Source organism: Pseudomonas sp. VA159-2 (assembly GCF_024126635.1).
Lineage (GTDB): Bacteria > Pseudomonadota > Gammaproteobacteria > Pseudomonadales > Pseudomonadaceae > Aquipseudomonas > Aquipseudomonas muyukensis.
Genome location: NZ_JAMYBV010000011.1, coordinates 63,211 through 79,008 on the forward strand (window position 1 = coordinate 63,211; position 15,798 = coordinate 79,008).

The window sequence follows — 15,798 nt, forward strand, 5'->3', positions numbered from 1 at the left end:
AATTGATACTTTATAACATACTACGACGCGAATGATTTTCGATACCCTAATTTTCATTTTTCCATTCCCCTGCACGCTGGCAAAGCGCCGCCCAACCGGGCTATGGTCGGGCTTTGCCCCAGGCCCCTGAGCCTGACCGCGCCATTCGCAAGGACCCCGTATGAGCCTGTCACTTCTCAGCCGTTACGCCTTTTTCGCCGCCTGCGTGCTGTTCACCCTCGCCAGCCTGCCATTCCTCGCCCACGACTGGCTGTGGCCCTTCGCCCTGACCACCGGGGTGCTCAGCCTGGTCGGCCTGTTCGACCTGCTGCAACAACGCCACGCGGTGCGCCGCAACTACCCGATCCTCGGCAATATCCGCTACCTGGTCGAAGGCATCCGCCCGGAGATCCGCCAGTACCTGCTGGAGTCCGACAGCGATGCGCTGCCCTTCTCCCGCGCCCAGCGCTCGCTGGTCTACGCCCGGGCCAAGAACGAAGCCTCGGACAAACCCTTCGGCACCCTGATCGATGTCTACGAGTCGGGCTTCGAATTCATCGGCCACTCCATGCGCCCGGCGCCGCTGGCCGACCCAGCCAGCTTCCGCGTGGTGGTCGGCGGCCCGCAGTGCAGCCAACCGTACTCGGCGTCGATCTTCAACATTTCCGCCATGAGTTTCGGCTCGCTCAGCGCCAACGCCATCCGCGCCCTCAACCAGGGCGCCAAGCTGGGCAACTTCCACCATGACACCGGCGAGGGCAGCATCAGCCCCTATCACCGCGAACACGGCGGCGACCTGGTCTGGGAGCTGGGCAGCGGCTACTTTGGCTGCCGTACCCCGGACGGGCGCTTCGACCCCGAGCGCTTCGCCAGCCAGGCGCAGAACCCGCAAGTACGGATGATCGAGATCAAGATGAGCCAAGGCGCCAAGCCCGGCCATGGCGGCATCCTGCCCAAGCACAAGGTGACCGAGGAAATCGCCGAGACCCGCGGCGTGATGATGGGCGAGGACTGCATTTCACCCTCGCGCCACAGCGCGTTCTCCACCCCCATCGAAATGATGCAGTTCATCGCCCAACTGCGTGAGCTGTCTGGCGGCAAGCCGGTGGGCTTCAAGTTCTGCCTGGGTCACCCGTGGGAATTCATGGGCATCGCCAAGGCCATGCTGGAGACCGGCATCCTCCCCGACTTCATCGTCGTCGACGGCAAGGAAGGCGGTACCGGCGCGGCCCCGGTGGAGTTTACCGACCATATCGGCGTGCCCCTGCGCGAAGGCCTGTTGTTCGTGCACAACACCCTGGTGGGCCTGAACCTGCGCGACAAGATCAAGCTCGGCGCCAGCGGCAAGATCGTCAGCGCCTTCGACATCGCCAGCGTGCTGGCCATCGGCGCCGACTGGGCCAACTCGGCGCGCGGCTTCATGTTCGCCATCGGCTGCATCCAGTCGCAGAGCTGCCACACTAACAAGTGCCCGACCGGCGTGGCCACCCAGGATGCCCTGCGCCAGCGCGCCTTGGTGGTGCCGGACAAGGCCCAGCGGGTACTGAACTTCCACCACAACACCCTGCGCGCCCTGGCCGAGATGCTTGCCGCGGCTGGCCTGGAGCACCCGGCGCAACTGGAGGCCAAGCACCTGGTGCGGCGGATCTCGGCCACCGAAATCAAGCTGTTCTCGCAGATGCACGTGTTCCTCAAGCCCGGCGAGTTGCTCACCGGCGAGGTCAATGGGCAGTTCTATTCGCGGATGTGGCAGCTGGCCCGGGCCGACAGCTTCGAGCCACACAGCGAGGTGGCGGCCTGATCGTTTTTTCGACAGATCACTGTAGGCGCCGGCCTTGCCGGCGAACACCGGCGCAGCCGGTGCCATTGGCCAGCAAGGCTGGCTCCTGCAGCGTGCAAGCCGACCCACAAAAACAAAGCCCCGGCACTGGCCGGGGCTTCGTTCATCAGGAGGCGGTACTCACCACGCCCTGGGCCTCTTTAGGCGCCAGGCGGAAGGTGTAGTACAGCGCCGTCAGCAGCACCAGGAACGCCGGGCCGATGTACAGCGCCACGCGGGTGTCCGGGAAGTACGCCATCAGCCCCACCACCAGCACCAGGAACGCCAGGGCCAGGTACGAGCTCAGCGGCCACAGCCACATGCAGTACTTCAGCGCGTTGCGCTCGGCGCTGCTCAGCCCGGCGCGGAACTTCAGCTGCGCCAGCAAGATCATCACCCAGGTCCAGATCGCGCCGAAGGTGGCGATCGAGGTCACCCAGACGAACACCTTCTCCGGCACCAGGTAGTTGGCCAGCACGCCCAGCAGCAGCGCGCCGATCGACAGCAGCAGCGCATTGCGCGGCACGCCGCTCTTCGAGGTGCGGGCGAAGGTGGCCGGGGCCTGGCCGTTCTGCGCCAGGCTGTAGAGCATGCGCCCGGTGCTGAAGATGCCGCCGTTGCACGACGACAGCGCGGCGGTGATCACCACGAAGTTGATGATGCCGGCGGCGGTCTTGATACCGAGGCGCTCGAAGGTCATGACGAACGGGCTGCCCTGGCTGCCGATCTCGTTCCACGGGTAGATCGACAGGATCACGAACAGCGCCCCCACGTAGAACAGCAGGATGCGCCAGAACACCGAGCCAATGGCCTGCGGGATGGTCTTCTGCGGGTTGCGTGCCTCACCGGCGGTCAGGCCGATCATTTCCACGCCCAGGTAGGCGAACATCACCATCTGCAGCGACATCAGCACGCCAGTCACGCCGTTGGGCATGAAGCCGCCGTTGCTCCACAGGTTGGAGATGCCCATGGCCACGCCGTCGTTACCGAAGCCGAAGGCGATGATGCCGATGCCGCCGAGCACCATGGCGATGATGGTGACGATCTTGATCAGGGCGAACCAGAACTCGAACTCACCGAACGCCTTGACCGCGATCAGGTTGATCGCGCCCATGCTGCCCAGGGCCATCAGCGCCCAGATCCAGCGCGGCACGTCGGGGAACCAGATGCCCATGTAGATGGCCACCGCGGTGATCTCGGCAACGCAGGTCACCAGCCACAGGAACCAGTAGTTCCAGCCGGTGAGAAAACCGGCCAGCGGGCCAAGGTAGTCTTGCGCGTAACGGCTGAAGGAGCCTGCGACCGGGTTGTGCACGGCCATCTCGCCGAGGGCGCGCATGATCACCAGGATGGCCAGGCCACCGATGATGTAGGACAGCATGATGGCGGGGCCGGCCATTTCGATGGCCTTGGCCGAACCGAGGAACAGACCGACGCCGATACAAGCGCCAAGGGCCATCAGACGGATGTGCCGTTCGCCCAGCTCGCGCTTGAGCGGGCCGCCTTGGGCGGACTCGCCATGGGCAGGGTGGTTGCCGACGGACATAGCAATACAACCTCATTTTGTTATTGGATTTGACCTTCGTGCAGCACCGGCCCGACCGATAGGCGGGGCGTCGTCACGCCAGGCGGCCTTGTGGGCCAACCCGTCCACCGGGCACGGGGCGCCGGCAGGTCGAAGGGGTCGAGCAGTATAGGAAGGCACCTGTAGGGCTTTTCACTATATAAAGCAGGAAATTTGGCGAGAATTCTCGGCCAAAAGCCCTGGCACGGAGGGGCATTTCGGCCTCGCTCCGCCCATGCACAGGAATGGGGCAGCTACCTTAACAACATTGCCGAAGAATGGAAGTCGCACCAAAGGCGCATTTTTTTACATAGCGATCCGATGCGTCCGACAATTTTTTCAACAAATCCGGCCACCGTCTAAGCTTCAGGCAAGCAACGCGAAAATACTTGGCCGGACTCAAGACTATGGGCGCACTGTGGCAATCGGAACCAACCAGAACGGAAGCACCCAAAGCACCTCAGGCTGAAGCCCCCTTGCCCAAGACCCCACGCCAGCGTCGCCTGTGGTGGCGGCTGATCTTGCTGATCCTGCTGGTGGCCATGGTCGCCGTGGGCTTTGCCGTCTATGACGAAGTCCAGACCTCGCGCGTGCAGTCCCGCGAATTCAGCCGCCTGGCCAGCACCCTGACCTACGCCCTGGAGCCCGGCCCCAGCGACGCCATCGTCTATCCCGGCGAGGGCCCGTTCGACAAGCGCCTGGGCTACAGCGCCCTGGGCGAGTTCCTGCCGCGGTTGCTCAAGCGCGATTACCTGATCAACCAGCAGGTACGCTTCTCCCCGGCGCTGATGAACTATGTCGAGCACGGCCTGTTCGTGCCCTACATCGAGAAGATCCAGGCCGGCCTGTCGATCACCGACTGCCGCGGCGACACGCTGTATCAGTACAACTACCCGCAGCACCTGTACCCGAACTTCGCGGCGATCCCGCCGGTGATGGTCAACAGCCTGCTGTTCATCGAGAACCGCGAGCTGCTCGACCCGAAGGACCCGCAGAACAACCCGGCGGTGGACTGGCCGCGCTTCGCCAAGGCTGCCTACAGCCAGGTGGCCAAGTACCTGGCCCTGCCCGGCCAGTCCGCCGGCGGCAGCACCCTGGCCACCCAGTTGGAGAAGTACCGCCACTCGCCGGACGGGCTGACCGTCTCCGGCGCCGAGAAGATCCGCCAGATGCTGTCGGCCAGCGTGCGGGCCTACCAGGGCGGGCCCGACACCACCGAGGCGCGCGAGCGCATCGTGCGCGACTACCTCAACAGCGTGCCGCTGTCGGCGGTGCCCGGCCATGGCGAGGTACATGGCATGGCCGAGGGGCTGCGGGTGTGGTACGGCGCCGACTTCGACCAGGTCAACCAGGCGCTCAATGGTACCGCCACCGATGACAAGAGCCTGGCCGAGCGTGGCCTGGCCCTGCGCCAGGTGCTGTCGCTGATGATCGCCCAGCGCCGCCCTTCGCATTACCTGTCCAAGGGCCGCCTGGAGCTGGCCGAGCTCACCGATTCGCACATTCGCGTGCTGGCGGCCAACGCCATCATCGACCGGCCCCTGGCCGACGCCGCCCTGGCCAGCAAGGCGGTGTACCGCGACTGGGTGGCGCAGCCGACCATCGTGCCGATCATCACCAACAAGGGCATCAGCCTGGCCCGCAACCGCCTGGCGGCCATGCTCAACCGCCCGCTGTACGACCTCGACCGCCTCGACCTGTCGGCCACCAGCACCCTGCAGGCCGACCTGCAGGTGCAGGTCAGCCAGTACCTGAAGAACCTCGCCGACCCCCAGTTCGCCGCGCAGATCGGCCTGATCGGTGAACGCCTGCTCACCGCCAAGACCACCGACCAGGTGAGCTACAGCTTCACCCTGTTCGAACGCACCGCCGACGGTTCGCGGGTGCGGGTGCAGACCGACAGCACCAACCAGCCCTTCGACATCAACGAAGGCAGCAAGCTGGAGCTGGGTTCCACCGCCAAGCTGCGGGTGCTCACCACCTACCTGGAGATTGTCGCCGAGCTGCACGACAAGTACGCCGGCAAGCCCGCCGCCGAGCTGAAGAAGGTGCCGGTGGCCGAGCTCGACCGCATCAGCCAATGGTCGCTGGAGTGGCTGAGCCTCAACGGCAAGAACCAGAGCCTGGATGCCATGCTCGACGCGGCGCTGGAGCGCAAGTACTCGGCCAACACCGGCGAGGCCTTCTTCACCGGCGGCGGCATGCATGTGTTCAACAACTTCCGCAAGGAAGACAACGGCCGCAACCCTACCCTCAAGGATGCCCTGCGCGAATCGATCAACCTGCCGTTCATCCGCCTGATGCGCGACATCGTGCGCTATGTCACCTACCAGCAGCCGTTCAACCGCGAGCCCCTGCTCAAGGACGACACCGACCCGCGCCGCCAGGAATACCTGGCGCGCTTCGCCGACCGCGAAGGCACCAACTACATGATGCGGTTCTGGAAGAAATACCAGCGCAAGACCTCGCAGCAACGCCTGGACACCTTCCTCGACAGCCTGCGGGTAACCCCGCAGCGCCTGGCCGCGGTGCACCGCTACCTGTTCCCCGAGGCCGGCCAGGAAACCTTCAACGCCTTCGTCCGCGCCCACAGCAAGGGCGACAAGCTGGCCGCGGCCAAGCTCACCGACGGCCGCCTGGTGGAGATGTACGATGCCTATGGCCCCGGCAAGTACGACCTGCCCGACCAGGGCTACATCGCCAAGGTCCACCCGCTGGACCTGTGGATGCTCGGCTACTTGCTGAAGAACCCCGGCGCCTCGCTCAAGGACACCCTCAACGCCAGCCGTTTCGAGCGCCAGGAAGTCTACGGCTGGCTGTTCAAGAGCCGCCACCAGGGCGCCCGCGACAGCCGCATCCGCACCATGGTCGAGATCGAGGCCTTCACCGACATCCACCAGCGCTGGAAACGCGTCGGCTACCCGTTCGACCACCTGGTGCCGTCGCTGGCCACCGCCATCGGCAGCTCCGGCGACCGCCCCGCCGCCCTTTCCGAGCTGGTGGGAATCATCCAGAACGACGGGGTACGCCTGCCGACCCTGCGCATCGACACCCTGCACTTCGCCCAAAACACGCCCTACGAGACCCAATTGATCAGCGACCCCGACCGCGGCCAGCGAATCCTCCCGGTGGAAGTGGCGCGGGCCCTCAAGGGCGCCATGTCGCAGGTGGTCGATGCCGGTACCGCGCGGCGCATCTCCGGCAGCTTCAAGCTGCACGACGGCACGCCGCTGGTGATGGGCGGCAAGACCGGCACCGGCGACAACCGCATCGAAAGCTTCGGCGCCGGCGGCCGGCTGATCGGTTCGCGCTCGCTGAACCGCACCGCCACCTTCGTGTTCTTCCTCGGCGACAACCACTTCGGCACCCTGACAGCGTTCGTCCCGGGGCGCTCGGCCGAGGCGTTCAAGTTCACTTCGGCGCTGCCGGTACAGGTGCTCAAGGGCATGGCACCGATCCTCATGCCTTACCTGGAGCCGGGCAACCCTAACGCCTGCAAGGCACCAGAGGTGGCCGCGCAGCCATGACGGCAGCTACCTATCGATTAATCAGATAGTAATAATTCGTATTCAAGGGCTTGTATTGAGATATATCTTGAGTAATATCTTGCGATATATCTCACCACCACGAGACCCGCACCATGCGCGACCATTCCTCCCATGATGTCCACGAGCGCCGCCACGGTCGTGGCGAGCGCGAGCACACCCGTGGCGAACGCGGCCCACGGGTATTCGCCCCAGGCGACCTGAAACTGCTGATGCTGGCGATGCTCGCCGAGCAGCCCGGCCACGGCTACGACCTGATCCGCCAGATCGAAAACCTCTTCGACGGCAGCTACAGCCCCAGCCCCGGTGTTATCTACCCGACCCTGAGCTACCTCGAGGAAGCCGAGCAGATCAGCGGCATCACCCAGGGCAGCAAGCGCCTCTACACCATCACCGACACCGGCCGTGCCGCGCTGACCGAACAGGCGACGGCACTGGAAGGCGTGCGCATGCGCCTGGAAGTGAGCAAGCGCGCCCTGCGCGGCCACGACCGGCCGGCGCAAATCCATGAGGCCGTCGGCAACCTGCGCCACGCCCTGCACATGCACAACGGGCGCTGGACGCCCGAAGAAATCGAGCGGGTACGTACCCTGCTCAACGACACCGCCAAGGCCATCGCCTCCGGGCCGGCCGCACCTGTTAAGGAAGACACCCCATGAGCGACAGCATCCACCGCGTCAACCACGAGATCCGCCAGCGCCGCCTCGACGTACTGCGGGTCACCGAGCTCACCCCGCGCATGCGCCGTATCACCCTCGGTGGCGCGGAACTGGCCGGTTTCACCAGCGTCGGCAGCGACGACCACGTCAAGCTGCTGTTCGCCGCCAATGCCGCAGAGCAAAAGGCCATCGACGCCCGCAACCTGGGCCGCGACGGCGGTGCCCGGCCGACCATGCGCGAGTACACGCCACGGCGCATCGACCTGCTGAACAACGAGCTGGACATCGACTTCGTGCTGCATGGCGACGGCCCGGCGTCCACCTGGGCGGCCCAGGCCGCGCCCGGCCAGACCCTGGACATCGCAGGCCCGCGGGCCTCGATGGTGGTGCCGGACATCTTCGACAGTTACCTGCTGATCGGCGATGAAACGGCGATCCCGGCCATCGCCCGGCGCCTCGATGAACTGCCGGCGGGCCGCCAGGTACTGGCGGTGATCCAGATCGAGGACGAACAGGAACGCCAACCGTTGCCGAGCAAGGCGCAGGTCGAGGTGATCTGGGTACGCCGGGACCAGGAAGATGTGCTGGACAAGGTCAAGCACCTGGCACTGCCCCAGGGCCGCCTGTATGCCTGGGTCGCGCTGGAAAAAGGCCTGACCCGCCAGGCCAAGGCGCTGCTGCTGGACAAGGGCGTTCAGGAAGAGGCCTTGAAAGCGGTCGCCTACTGGCGTGCCGACGGTACCGCTGACGACGAGTGATCGCCTGCGGCCATGCACCGCGCGCCAGCATGGCTGGCGCCTACAGCTCGCACACGGCGTAGGATCCAGCCTTGCTGGCGAACCAGGCAACGCGGTGCCTGGCACCGGCCATGCCGCTGTTCGCCCGCCAAGGCGCCTACGCCCGCCCGCGCCCCAGCCAGCGGTCCACGCCCAGCAACACCGCGGCGATGCCCCAGAACCCCGCCAACACCGCCAGCGCGTTCACCATCACCTGCCCATAGCCCAACCGCGCCACGTCCACGAACGGGTAGGGATACACCCCGATCTCATGCCCGCGCAGCAGCACGAAGGCGAAGTACAACGCCGGGTACAACGCCCAGGCCACCAGGTGCCAGAGCCGCAGCTGCCCCTTGGGTACCACGCGCCACCAATACACGACGAACAGCACCGGCATCACATCGTGCAGCAGCTCGTCCGCCAGCCATTGCCAACCCTGGGGCTGCCACAGGTGACGCAACAGCAGGCTGTAGGCCAGGGCCACCAAGACGATGCTGGCGGTGACGCCTGCACTGATCGCCGGGGACAGCCACCAGCGCCGCGCCGCCGATTCACGGCCAAACGCGGCCTGGCTCAGCACGGTCGCCACCAGGGTATTGGTCAGCACCGTGAAGAAGCAGAACAGGTTGACCAGCCCACCGAGCAGGCTGGCCTGCTCCTGCCAGCGCGCCAGCAGCACCAGGTACAGCTGGATCGCCAGCCCCGTCCAGCCCAGAACGGCAGCCAGGGTCAGCCAGGGGCGGCGTGGCATCAGCCTGTGCGCTGCAGCTTCACGTACAGCTGCTCGACCTTCTCCCGGGCCCAGGGGGTCTTGCGCAGGAAGGTCAGGCTCGACTTGATGGTCGGGTCGCTCTTGAAGCAGCGAATGTCGATGCGCTCGGCCAGGCCCTGCCATTGGTAGTGCGCCACCAGCTCGGTGAGGATCTGCTCGAGGGTCTTGCCGTGCAGCGCGTTGTGATTGGCCGTGCTCATGCCAGTGCTCCAGGTTCGGGAAGGTGCGCACCTTACACGAGTGTAGTGGGGTAGTGGCAGCTGCGGCCTGTACAACTGCGCCCTGTAGGAGCGGCCTTGTGTCGCGAAAGGGCTGCAAAGCAGCCCCGGCAATTGATGCGTAAACGCTGAAAGCCTGGGGCCGCTTTGCGGCCCTTTCGCGACACAAGGCCGCTCCTACAGACAGCTGTGCAGGCCACAAAGTACTGGCCAGTGGCAAACAGCTTGTGATGAAATGTTATACAGTAACAATTAACATTTCTGCCAAGGACCGTCACTTCCATGCGTCACATGCCGCTTCACCTCTCGCCCCTCGCCGTTGCGCTGTGGCTGGCCTCACCCGCCAGCCAAGCGGTCGAACTGCAACCCCAGGTCATCACCGCCAACCCCCTGGGCAACGCCCAGCTGGCCGCGCCGAGCACCGTGCTCGAGGGCGACGCCCTGCTGCAGCAACAGCAAGGCAGCCTGGGTGAAACCCTCAACAAACAACCCGGCGTCGCCTCCACCTGGTTCGGCCCTGGCGCCAGCCGCCCGGTGATCCGTGGCCTGGACGGCGACCGCATCCGGATCCTGCGCAACGGCGTCGGCGCCCTGGACGCCTCGTCGCTGTCCTACGACCACGCCGTGCCGCTGGACCCGGTCACCGTCGAGCGGGTCGAGATCGTGCGTGGTCCGGCCGCCCTGCTGTATGGCGGCAATGCCATCGGCGGTGTGGTCAACACCTTCGACAACCGCATCCCCGACGCGCCCATCGAGGGGATCCACGGCGCTGGCGAACTGCGCTACGGCGGCGCCGACACCACCCGCAGCAGCGCCGGCAAGCTGGAAGCCGGCAATGGCGCCTTCGCCCTGCACCTGGATGCCAACAGCCGCCAGTTCAACGACCTGCGCATCCCCGGCTATGCGCGCAGTTCGAAGGTGCGCGATGCCGACGAGCCCGGCCGCAAGCACCGCCTGGAAAACAGCGACGGCCGCCAGGACGGCGGCGCCATCGGTGGCGCCTACCACTGGGACCACGGCTATGCCGGCCTGTCCTACAGCCGCTACGACAGCAACTACGGCTCGGTGGCCGAACCCGGCGTGCGCCTGGACATGCAGCAGGATCACTACGGCTTCGCCTCGGAACTGCGCGACCTCGACGGCCCGTTCAGCTCGGTCAAGGTCGATGCCGGCTACACCGATTACCAGCACCGCGAGATCGAAAGCGGCGAGGTGCACACCACCTTCAAGAACAAAGGCTACGAAGCGCGTATCGAGGCCCGCCACCAGCCACTGGGGCCAGTGGAAGGGGTGATCGGCGCCCAGGTCAGCCGCAACGAGTTTTCCGCCCTGGGCGAGGAAGCCTTCGTCCCGCACACCGACACCGACAGCCTGGCGCTGTTCCTGCTCGAGCAATGGCAAGCCACCGAACGCCTGAACCTGAGCCTGGGCGCACGCCTGGAGCACACCCGTGTCGACCCCGACGCCAAGGGCAACGCCACCTTCGTCGGCGCCGACAGCGCCAGCAGCTTCAACGCCTTCAGCCTGTCGTCCGGCGCCGTGTACCAGCTCGACCCGGTATGGTCGCTGGCCGCCAACCTCGGCTACACCGAGCGCGCCCCGACCTTCTACGAGCTGTACGCCAACGGCGCCCACGTGGCCACCGGCGCCTACGAGATCGGCGACCCGAACCTGAACAAGGAAAAAGCCATTTCCACCGACCTGGCCCTGCGCTTCGACAATGGCACGCACAAAGGCAGTGTCGGCGTGTTCTACAGCCACTTTCGCAACTACATCGGCCTGATCGGCACCGGCAACCTGCGCGAGGGCCACGATCACGACCACGATGATCACGATCATGACCATGATCACGACCACGACCACGGCGACATCCCCGAATACGCCTACCAGGGCGTGCGCGCACGGTTCTATGGCATCGAGGCGCAGGACCGCTGGCAGCTGCTGGAGAACCGCTATGGCAGCTTTGCCCTGGAGCTGTCCGGCGACTACACCCGGGCCAAGAACCTCGACAGCGGCGAGCCGTTGCCGCGCATCGCCCCGCTGCGCCTGAACAGCGGCCTGGTGTGGACGCTGGACCGCTGGCAGGCGCGGGTCGACGTGCAGCATGCCGCCGGACAGCACCGCAAGCCGGCCAACGAGACCAGCACCGAGGGCTACACCACCCTGGGGGCGAGCGTCGGCTACCGCTTCGACATCGGCCACAGTGAATGGCTGGCGTTCGTGCGCGGCGAGAACCTCACCGACCAGACCGTGCGCTATGCCAGCTCGATCCTGCGCGATATCGCGCCGGCGCCGGGGCGCAGCGTGCAGGTCGGCTTGCGCACCTCGTTCTGATGACATCGCGGGGCAAGTCGCATCGGCGCACCGCCGCTCCCCCCGAGGCAGTGGCGGTGCGCCGATGCGACTTGCCCGGCGATGGGCCAGGTAACTGTTACCCCATCAGCAACAATCCCCTGCGACATTTTGTCTTTTTTTCTTACAACTTCCGCTATATCCTCCCCGTCGCAAGCTGAATCGCTTCACTTTCCATCCCAAGCAGCCATTTCCCTTCGAAGACCCGCGCTTCGTTGCGCTTGCCGTTTACTCAACAATCAAAAGATAGCGCTATCTCATGTTGCAACTGCCCATTACCCGTTATGCCGGCTTCGCCCTCGCCACCCTGATCGGCGGCCTGTCCCCCACCACCAGCGCCCACGAGCTGTTCGCCAAGGACTCACCGTGGATGCTCGGCGACTGGGGAGGTACTCGCAGCGATCTGTTGGAAAAAGGCTACGACTTCACCCTCGGCTACACCGGCGAGATGGGCAGCAACCTGCATGGCGGCTACAGCCACGATCGCACTGCGCGCTACAGCGACCAGTTCACCTTCGGCGTGAACATGGACCTGCAAAAGCTCCTCGGCTGGCATGACAGCGAGTTCCAGCTGACCCTCACCGAGCGCCACGGCGACAACATCAGCAACGACCGCATCAACGACCCACGGGTCGGCGGCTTTACCTCGGCCCAGGAAGTCTGGGGCCGCGGCGAAACCTGGCGGATCACCCAGATGTGGATCAAGCAGAAGTATTTCGACGGCGCCCTGGACGTGAAATTCGGCCGCTTCGGCGAGGGCGAGGACTTCAACAGCTTCCCCTGCGACTTCCAGAACCTGGCGTTCTGCGGCTCGCAGGTGGGCAACTGGGTCGGCGGCATCTGGTACAACTGGCCAGTCAGCCAATGGGCCCTGCGCGTGCGCTACAACCTGAACGAGCAGCTCTACGCCCAGGTCGGCGTGTTCGAGCAGAACCCCTCCAACCTGGAGAGCGGCAACGGTTTCAAGCTCAGCGGCAGCGGCACCCAGGGCGCGGTAATGCCGGTGGAACTGGTGTGGAGCCCACGGATCAATGATCTGAAAGGGGAATATCGCGCCGGCTACTACTACAGTAATGCCAAGGCACAGGATGTTCTCAAGGACAGCAACGGCCAGCCGGCCGCCATCAGTGGCGCCGCCTACCGCAGCAGCTCCAGCAAGCACGGCTTGTGGCTCGGCGCCCAGCAGCAGGTGACTGCGCAGGCGTCCGACCAGTCGCGCGGCCTGAGCCTGTTCGCCAATGCCACGGTGCACGACAAGAAGACCAATGCCATCGACAACTATGTTCAGGCCGGTTTGGTTTACAAGGGGCCCTTCGATGCCCGCGCCAAGGACGACATCGGTTTCGCCCTGGCTCGCGTGCACGTCAACCCCGGCTACCGCAAGAATGCCCGCCTGCACAACCAGGTCGCCCAGCAGGACGACTACGACAACCCCGGCTTCCTGCCGGTGCAGGACACCGAATACAGCGCCGAACTCTACTACGGCATCCATCTGGCCGACTGGCTCACCGTACGCCCGAACCTGCAGTACATCCGCCATCCGGGCGGGGTGTCGCAGGTCGACGACGCGTTGATCGGTGGCCTGAAGATCCAGAGCAGTTTCTAACCCGACCCTTTCACACTACGGAGAACAGACGATGAGCACTGACGGTGCCGAGAATGGAACCCGCTGGCTACCCCGCCTGCTGGGCGTGCTGCTGTTGCTGATGGGCCTGGCCCTGCTGGCCGGCGGCATCAAGCTGAGCCAGCTGGGTGGTTCGCTTTACTACCTGATCGCCGGTATTGGCTTCGCCCTATCCGGCGTCCTGCTGCTGGCCATGCGCCGCATCGCCCTGGGCCTGTACGGCCTGGTTCTGCTGGGCAGCACGGTCTGGGCGCTGCTGGAAGTCGGCCTGGACTGGTGGCAACTGGTGCCACGCCTGGCCATCTGGTTCGCCATCGGCGTGGTCCTGCTGCTGCCGTGGGCGCGTCGCCCGCTGGTAGGCCCGGCCGCGAAGCTCAACACCGCGCTGCTCAGCGTCGCCGTGGTCGCCTCTGGCGCCAGCGCCGTGGGCAGCCAGTTCACCCACCCGGGCGAAGTGTTCGGCGAGCTGGGCCGCGACAGCAGCGAGATGGCCAGCGCCGCGCCGTCGATGCCCGACGGCGAATGGCAGGCCTACGGGCGCACCGAGCACGGCGACCGCTACTCGCCGCTGCGCCAGATCACCCCGCAGAACGCCTACCGCCTGGAAGAAGCCTGGCGCATCCGCACCGGTGACCTGCCGACCGAGAACGACCCGGTGGAGCTGACCAACCAGAACACCCCGCTGAAGGTCAACGGCATGCTCTACGCCTGCACCGCCCACAGCAAGGTACTGGCCCTGGACCCGGACACCGGCGCCGAGATCTGGCGCTTCGACCCGCAGGTCAAGAGCCCGGTGGGCACCTTCAAGGGCTTCGCCCACATGACCTGCCGCGGCGTCTCGTACTATGACGAGAACAACTACGTCAGTCGCGACGGCCGCCCCGCGCCGAAAATCACCGATGCCGGCCTCGCCGTGGCCCAGGCCTGCCCGCGCCGGCTCTACCTGCCCACCGCCGACGCCCGCCTGATCGCCCTCAACGCCGACACCGGCAAGGTCTGCGAAGGGTTCGCCAACCAGGGCGTGATCGACCTCACCCGCGGCATCGGCCCGTTCACCGCCGGTGGCTACTATTCCACCTCGCCGGCGGCGATCACCCGTGACCTGGTGATCATCGGCGGCCACGTCACCGACAACGAATCGACCAACGAGCCGTCGGGCGTGATCCGCGCCTACGACGTGCACGACGGCCACCTGGTGTGGAACTGGGACAGCAACAACCCGGACGACACCAAGCCCCTGGCCGACGGCAAGCAGTACAGCCGCAACTCGGCCAACATGTGGTCGATCGCCAGCGTCGACGAAGACCTCGGCATGATCTACCTGCCGCTGGGCAACCAGACCCCCGACCAGTGGGGCGCCGACCGCACCCCGGGCGCCGAGAAGTACAGCGCCGGCATCGTCGCCCTGGACCTGGCCACCGGCAAGGCGCGCTGGAACTACCAGTTCACCCACCACGACCTGTGGGACATGGACGTCGGCAGCCAGCCAACCCTGGTTCACCTGAAGACCGACGACGGCGTCAAGCCGGCGGTCATCGTGCCGACCAAGCAGGGCAGCCTGTACGTGCTCGACCGCCGCGACGGCACGCCGATCGTGCCGATCCGCGAGATACCGGTACCGCAGGGCGCCGTCAAGGGTGACCACACCGCGCCGACCCAGGCGCGTTCCGACCTCAACCTGCTCGGCCCCGAACTGACCGAACAGGCCATGTGGGGCGCCACGCCGTTCGACCAGATGCTCTGCCGCATCCAGTTCCGCAGCCTGCGCTACGAAGGCCAGTACACCCCGCCGTCCGAACAGGGCAGCCTGGTCTACCCGGGCAACGTCGGCGTGTTCAACTGGGGCAGCGTGTCGGTCGACCCGGTGCGCCAGCTGCTGTTCACCTCGCCGAACTACATGGCCTTCGTGTCGAAGATGATCCCCCGCGAGCAGGTGGCCGAAGGCAGCAAGCGCGAAAGCGAGACCAGCGGCGTGCAGCCGAACGCCGGCGCGCCGTACGCGGTGACCATGCACCCGTTCATGTCGCCGCTGGGCATCCCCTGCCAGGCCCCGGCCTGGGGTTATGTGGCGGCCATCGACCTGTTCACCAACAAGGTGGTGTGGAAGCACAAGAACGGCACCACCCGCGACAGCACCCCGGTGCCGATCGGCATGCCGGTGGGCGTGCCGAGCATGGGCGGCTCGATCGTCACCGCCGGTGGCGTGGGCTTCCTCAGCGGCACCCTCGACCAGTACCTGCGCGCCTATGACACCGGCAACGGCAAGGAGCTGTGGAAAGCCCGCCTGCCGGCTGGCGGCCAGGCCACGCCGATGACCTACACCGGCAAGGACGGCAAGCAATACGTGCTGGTGACCGCGGGCGGCCATGGCTCGCTCGGCACCAAGATGGGCGACTACATCATCGCTTACAAATTAGCTGAGTAAACGCTGCCCCACAGGTACAGCCCTGTGGGAGCGGCCTTGCGTCGCGAAAGGGCCGCGAAGCGGCC

General features: G+C 65.8%; 10 protein-coding genes. 7 read left to right on the forward strand and 3 right to left on the reverse strand.

What is annotated here, in order from left to right; genetic code table 11:
• Positions 1-160: 160 nt before the first annotated feature.
• Positions 161-1,780, forward strand: coding sequence for an FMN-binding glutamate synthase family protein (locus NJG22_RS13145; protein WP_253095035.1), 1,620 nt, complete (start codon positions 161-163; stop codon positions 1,778-1,780).
• A 145-nt stretch (positions 1,781-1,925) separates the two neighbouring features.
• On the opposite strand, the gene NJG22_RS13150 is transcribed toward NJG22_RS13145, so the two are convergent.
• Positions 1,926-3,344, reverse strand: a complete 1,419-nt coding sequence (locus NJG22_RS13150; RefSeq protein ID WP_253095037.1) for an amino acid permease — start codon at positions 3,342-3,344, stop codon at positions 1,926-1,928.
• A gap of 425 nt (positions 3,345-3,769) precedes the next feature.
• On the opposite strand from NJG22_RS13150, the gene NJG22_RS13155 reads away from it, so the two are divergent.
• The 3 genes from NJG22_RS13155 (at position 3,770) to NJG22_RS13165 (ending at position 8,324) form a co-directional block, all read left to right on the forward strand.
• Complete coding sequence (locus tag NJG22_RS13155) at positions 3,770-6,889, forward strand: transglycosylase domain-containing protein (protein ID WP_253095039.1); 3,120 nt, start codon at positions 3,770-3,772, stop codon at positions 6,887-6,889.
• A 113-nt stretch (positions 6,890-7,002) separates the two neighbouring features.
• Complete coding sequence (locus tag NJG22_RS13160; RefSeq protein WP_253095041.1) at positions 7,003-7,566, forward strand: PadR family transcriptional regulator; 564 nt, start codon at positions 7,003-7,005, stop codon at positions 7,564-7,566.
• Positions 7,563-8,324, forward strand: coding sequence for a siderophore-interacting protein (locus NJG22_RS13165; RefSeq protein ID WP_253095043.1), 762 nt, complete (start codon positions 7,563-7,565; stop codon positions 8,322-8,324). The genes NJG22_RS13160 and NJG22_RS13165 overlap by 4 nt, the downstream gene beginning before the upstream one ends.
• A gap of 136 nt (positions 8,325-8,460) precedes the next feature.
• Here the strand turns inward: NJG22_RS13165 and NJG22_RS13170 are convergent, their stop codons facing one another.
• Entirely contained in the window at positions 8,461-9,093 is a 633-nt protein-coding gene (locus NJG22_RS13170; protein WP_253095045.1) for a Pr6Pr family membrane protein, read from the reverse strand.
• The gene (locus NJG22_RS13175; protein ID WP_253095047.1) at positions 9,093-9,314 is read right to left on the reverse strand and encodes a VF530 family protein; all 222 of its coding nucleotides are present in this window, start codon (positions 9,312-9,314) and stop codon (positions 9,093-9,095) included. The genes NJG22_RS13170 and NJG22_RS13175 overlap by 1 nt, the downstream gene beginning before the upstream one ends.
• Positions 9,315-9,614: 300 nt before the next feature.
• On the opposite strand from NJG22_RS13175, the gene NJG22_RS13180 reads away from it, so the two are divergent.
• From NJG22_RS13180 to NJG22_RS13190, 3 genes are all read left to right on the forward strand, one after another.
• On the forward strand, positions 9,615-11,666 hold the full coding sequence (locus tag NJG22_RS13180) for a TonB-dependent receptor (RefSeq protein ID WP_253095049.1): 2,052 nt from the start codon (positions 9,615-9,617) through the stop codon (positions 11,664-11,666).
• 277 nt (positions 11,667-11,943) lie between these two features.
• Positions 11,944-13,290: a carbohydrate porin gene (locus NJG22_RS13185; RefSeq protein ID WP_253095050.1), complete on the forward strand. Its 1,347-nt coding sequence runs from the start codon at positions 11,944-11,946 to the stop codon at positions 13,288-13,290.
• A 31-nt stretch (positions 13,291-13,321) separates the two neighbouring features.
• Entirely contained in the window at positions 13,322-15,733 is a 2,412-nt protein-coding gene (locus tag NJG22_RS13190) for a glucose/quinate/shikimate family membrane-bound PQQ-dependent dehydrogenase (protein ID WP_253095052.1), read from the forward strand.
• Positions 15,734-15,798: the final 65 nt, after the last annotated feature.

Excerpts from the sequence above, each read along its gene's own strand:
- NJG22_RS13145 (WP_253095035.1), top strand. The coding sequence starts at position 161 with ATGAGCCTGTCACTTCTCAGCCGTTACGCCTTTTTCGCCGCCTGCGTG.
- NJG22_RS13150 (WP_253095037.1), bottom strand. The coding sequence starts at position 3,344 with ATGTCCGTCGGCAACCACCCTGCCCATGGCGAGTCCGCCCAAGGCGGC.
- NJG22_RS13155 (WP_253095039.1), top strand. The coding sequence starts at position 3,770 with ATGGGCGCACTGTGGCAATCGGAACCAACCAGAACGGAAGCACCCAAA.
- NJG22_RS13160 (WP_253095041.1), top strand. The coding sequence starts at position 7,003 with ATGCGCGACCATTCCTCCCATGATGTCCACGAGCGCCGCCACGGTCGT.
- NJG22_RS13165 (WP_253095043.1), top strand. The coding sequence starts at position 7,563 with ATGAGCGACAGCATCCACCGCGTCAACCACGAGATCCGCCAGCGCCGC.
- NJG22_RS13170 (WP_253095045.1), bottom strand. The coding sequence starts at position 9,093 with ATGCCACGCCGCCCCTGGCTGACCCTGGCTGCCGTTCTGGGCTGGACG.
- NJG22_RS13175 (WP_253095047.1), bottom strand. The coding sequence starts at position 9,314 with ATGAGCACGGCCAATCACAACGCGCTGCACGGCAAGACCCTCGAGCAG.
- NJG22_RS13180 (WP_253095049.1), top strand. The coding sequence starts at position 9,615 with ATGCGTCACATGCCGCTTCACCTCTCGCCCCTCGCCGTTGCGCTGTGG.
- NJG22_RS13185 (WP_253095050.1), top strand. The coding sequence starts at position 11,944 with ATGTTGCAACTGCCCATTACCCGTTATGCCGGCTTCGCCCTCGCCACC.
- NJG22_RS13190 (WP_253095052.1), top strand. The coding sequence starts at position 13,322 with ATGAGCACTGACGGTGCCGAGAATGGAACCCGCTGGCTACCCCGCCTG.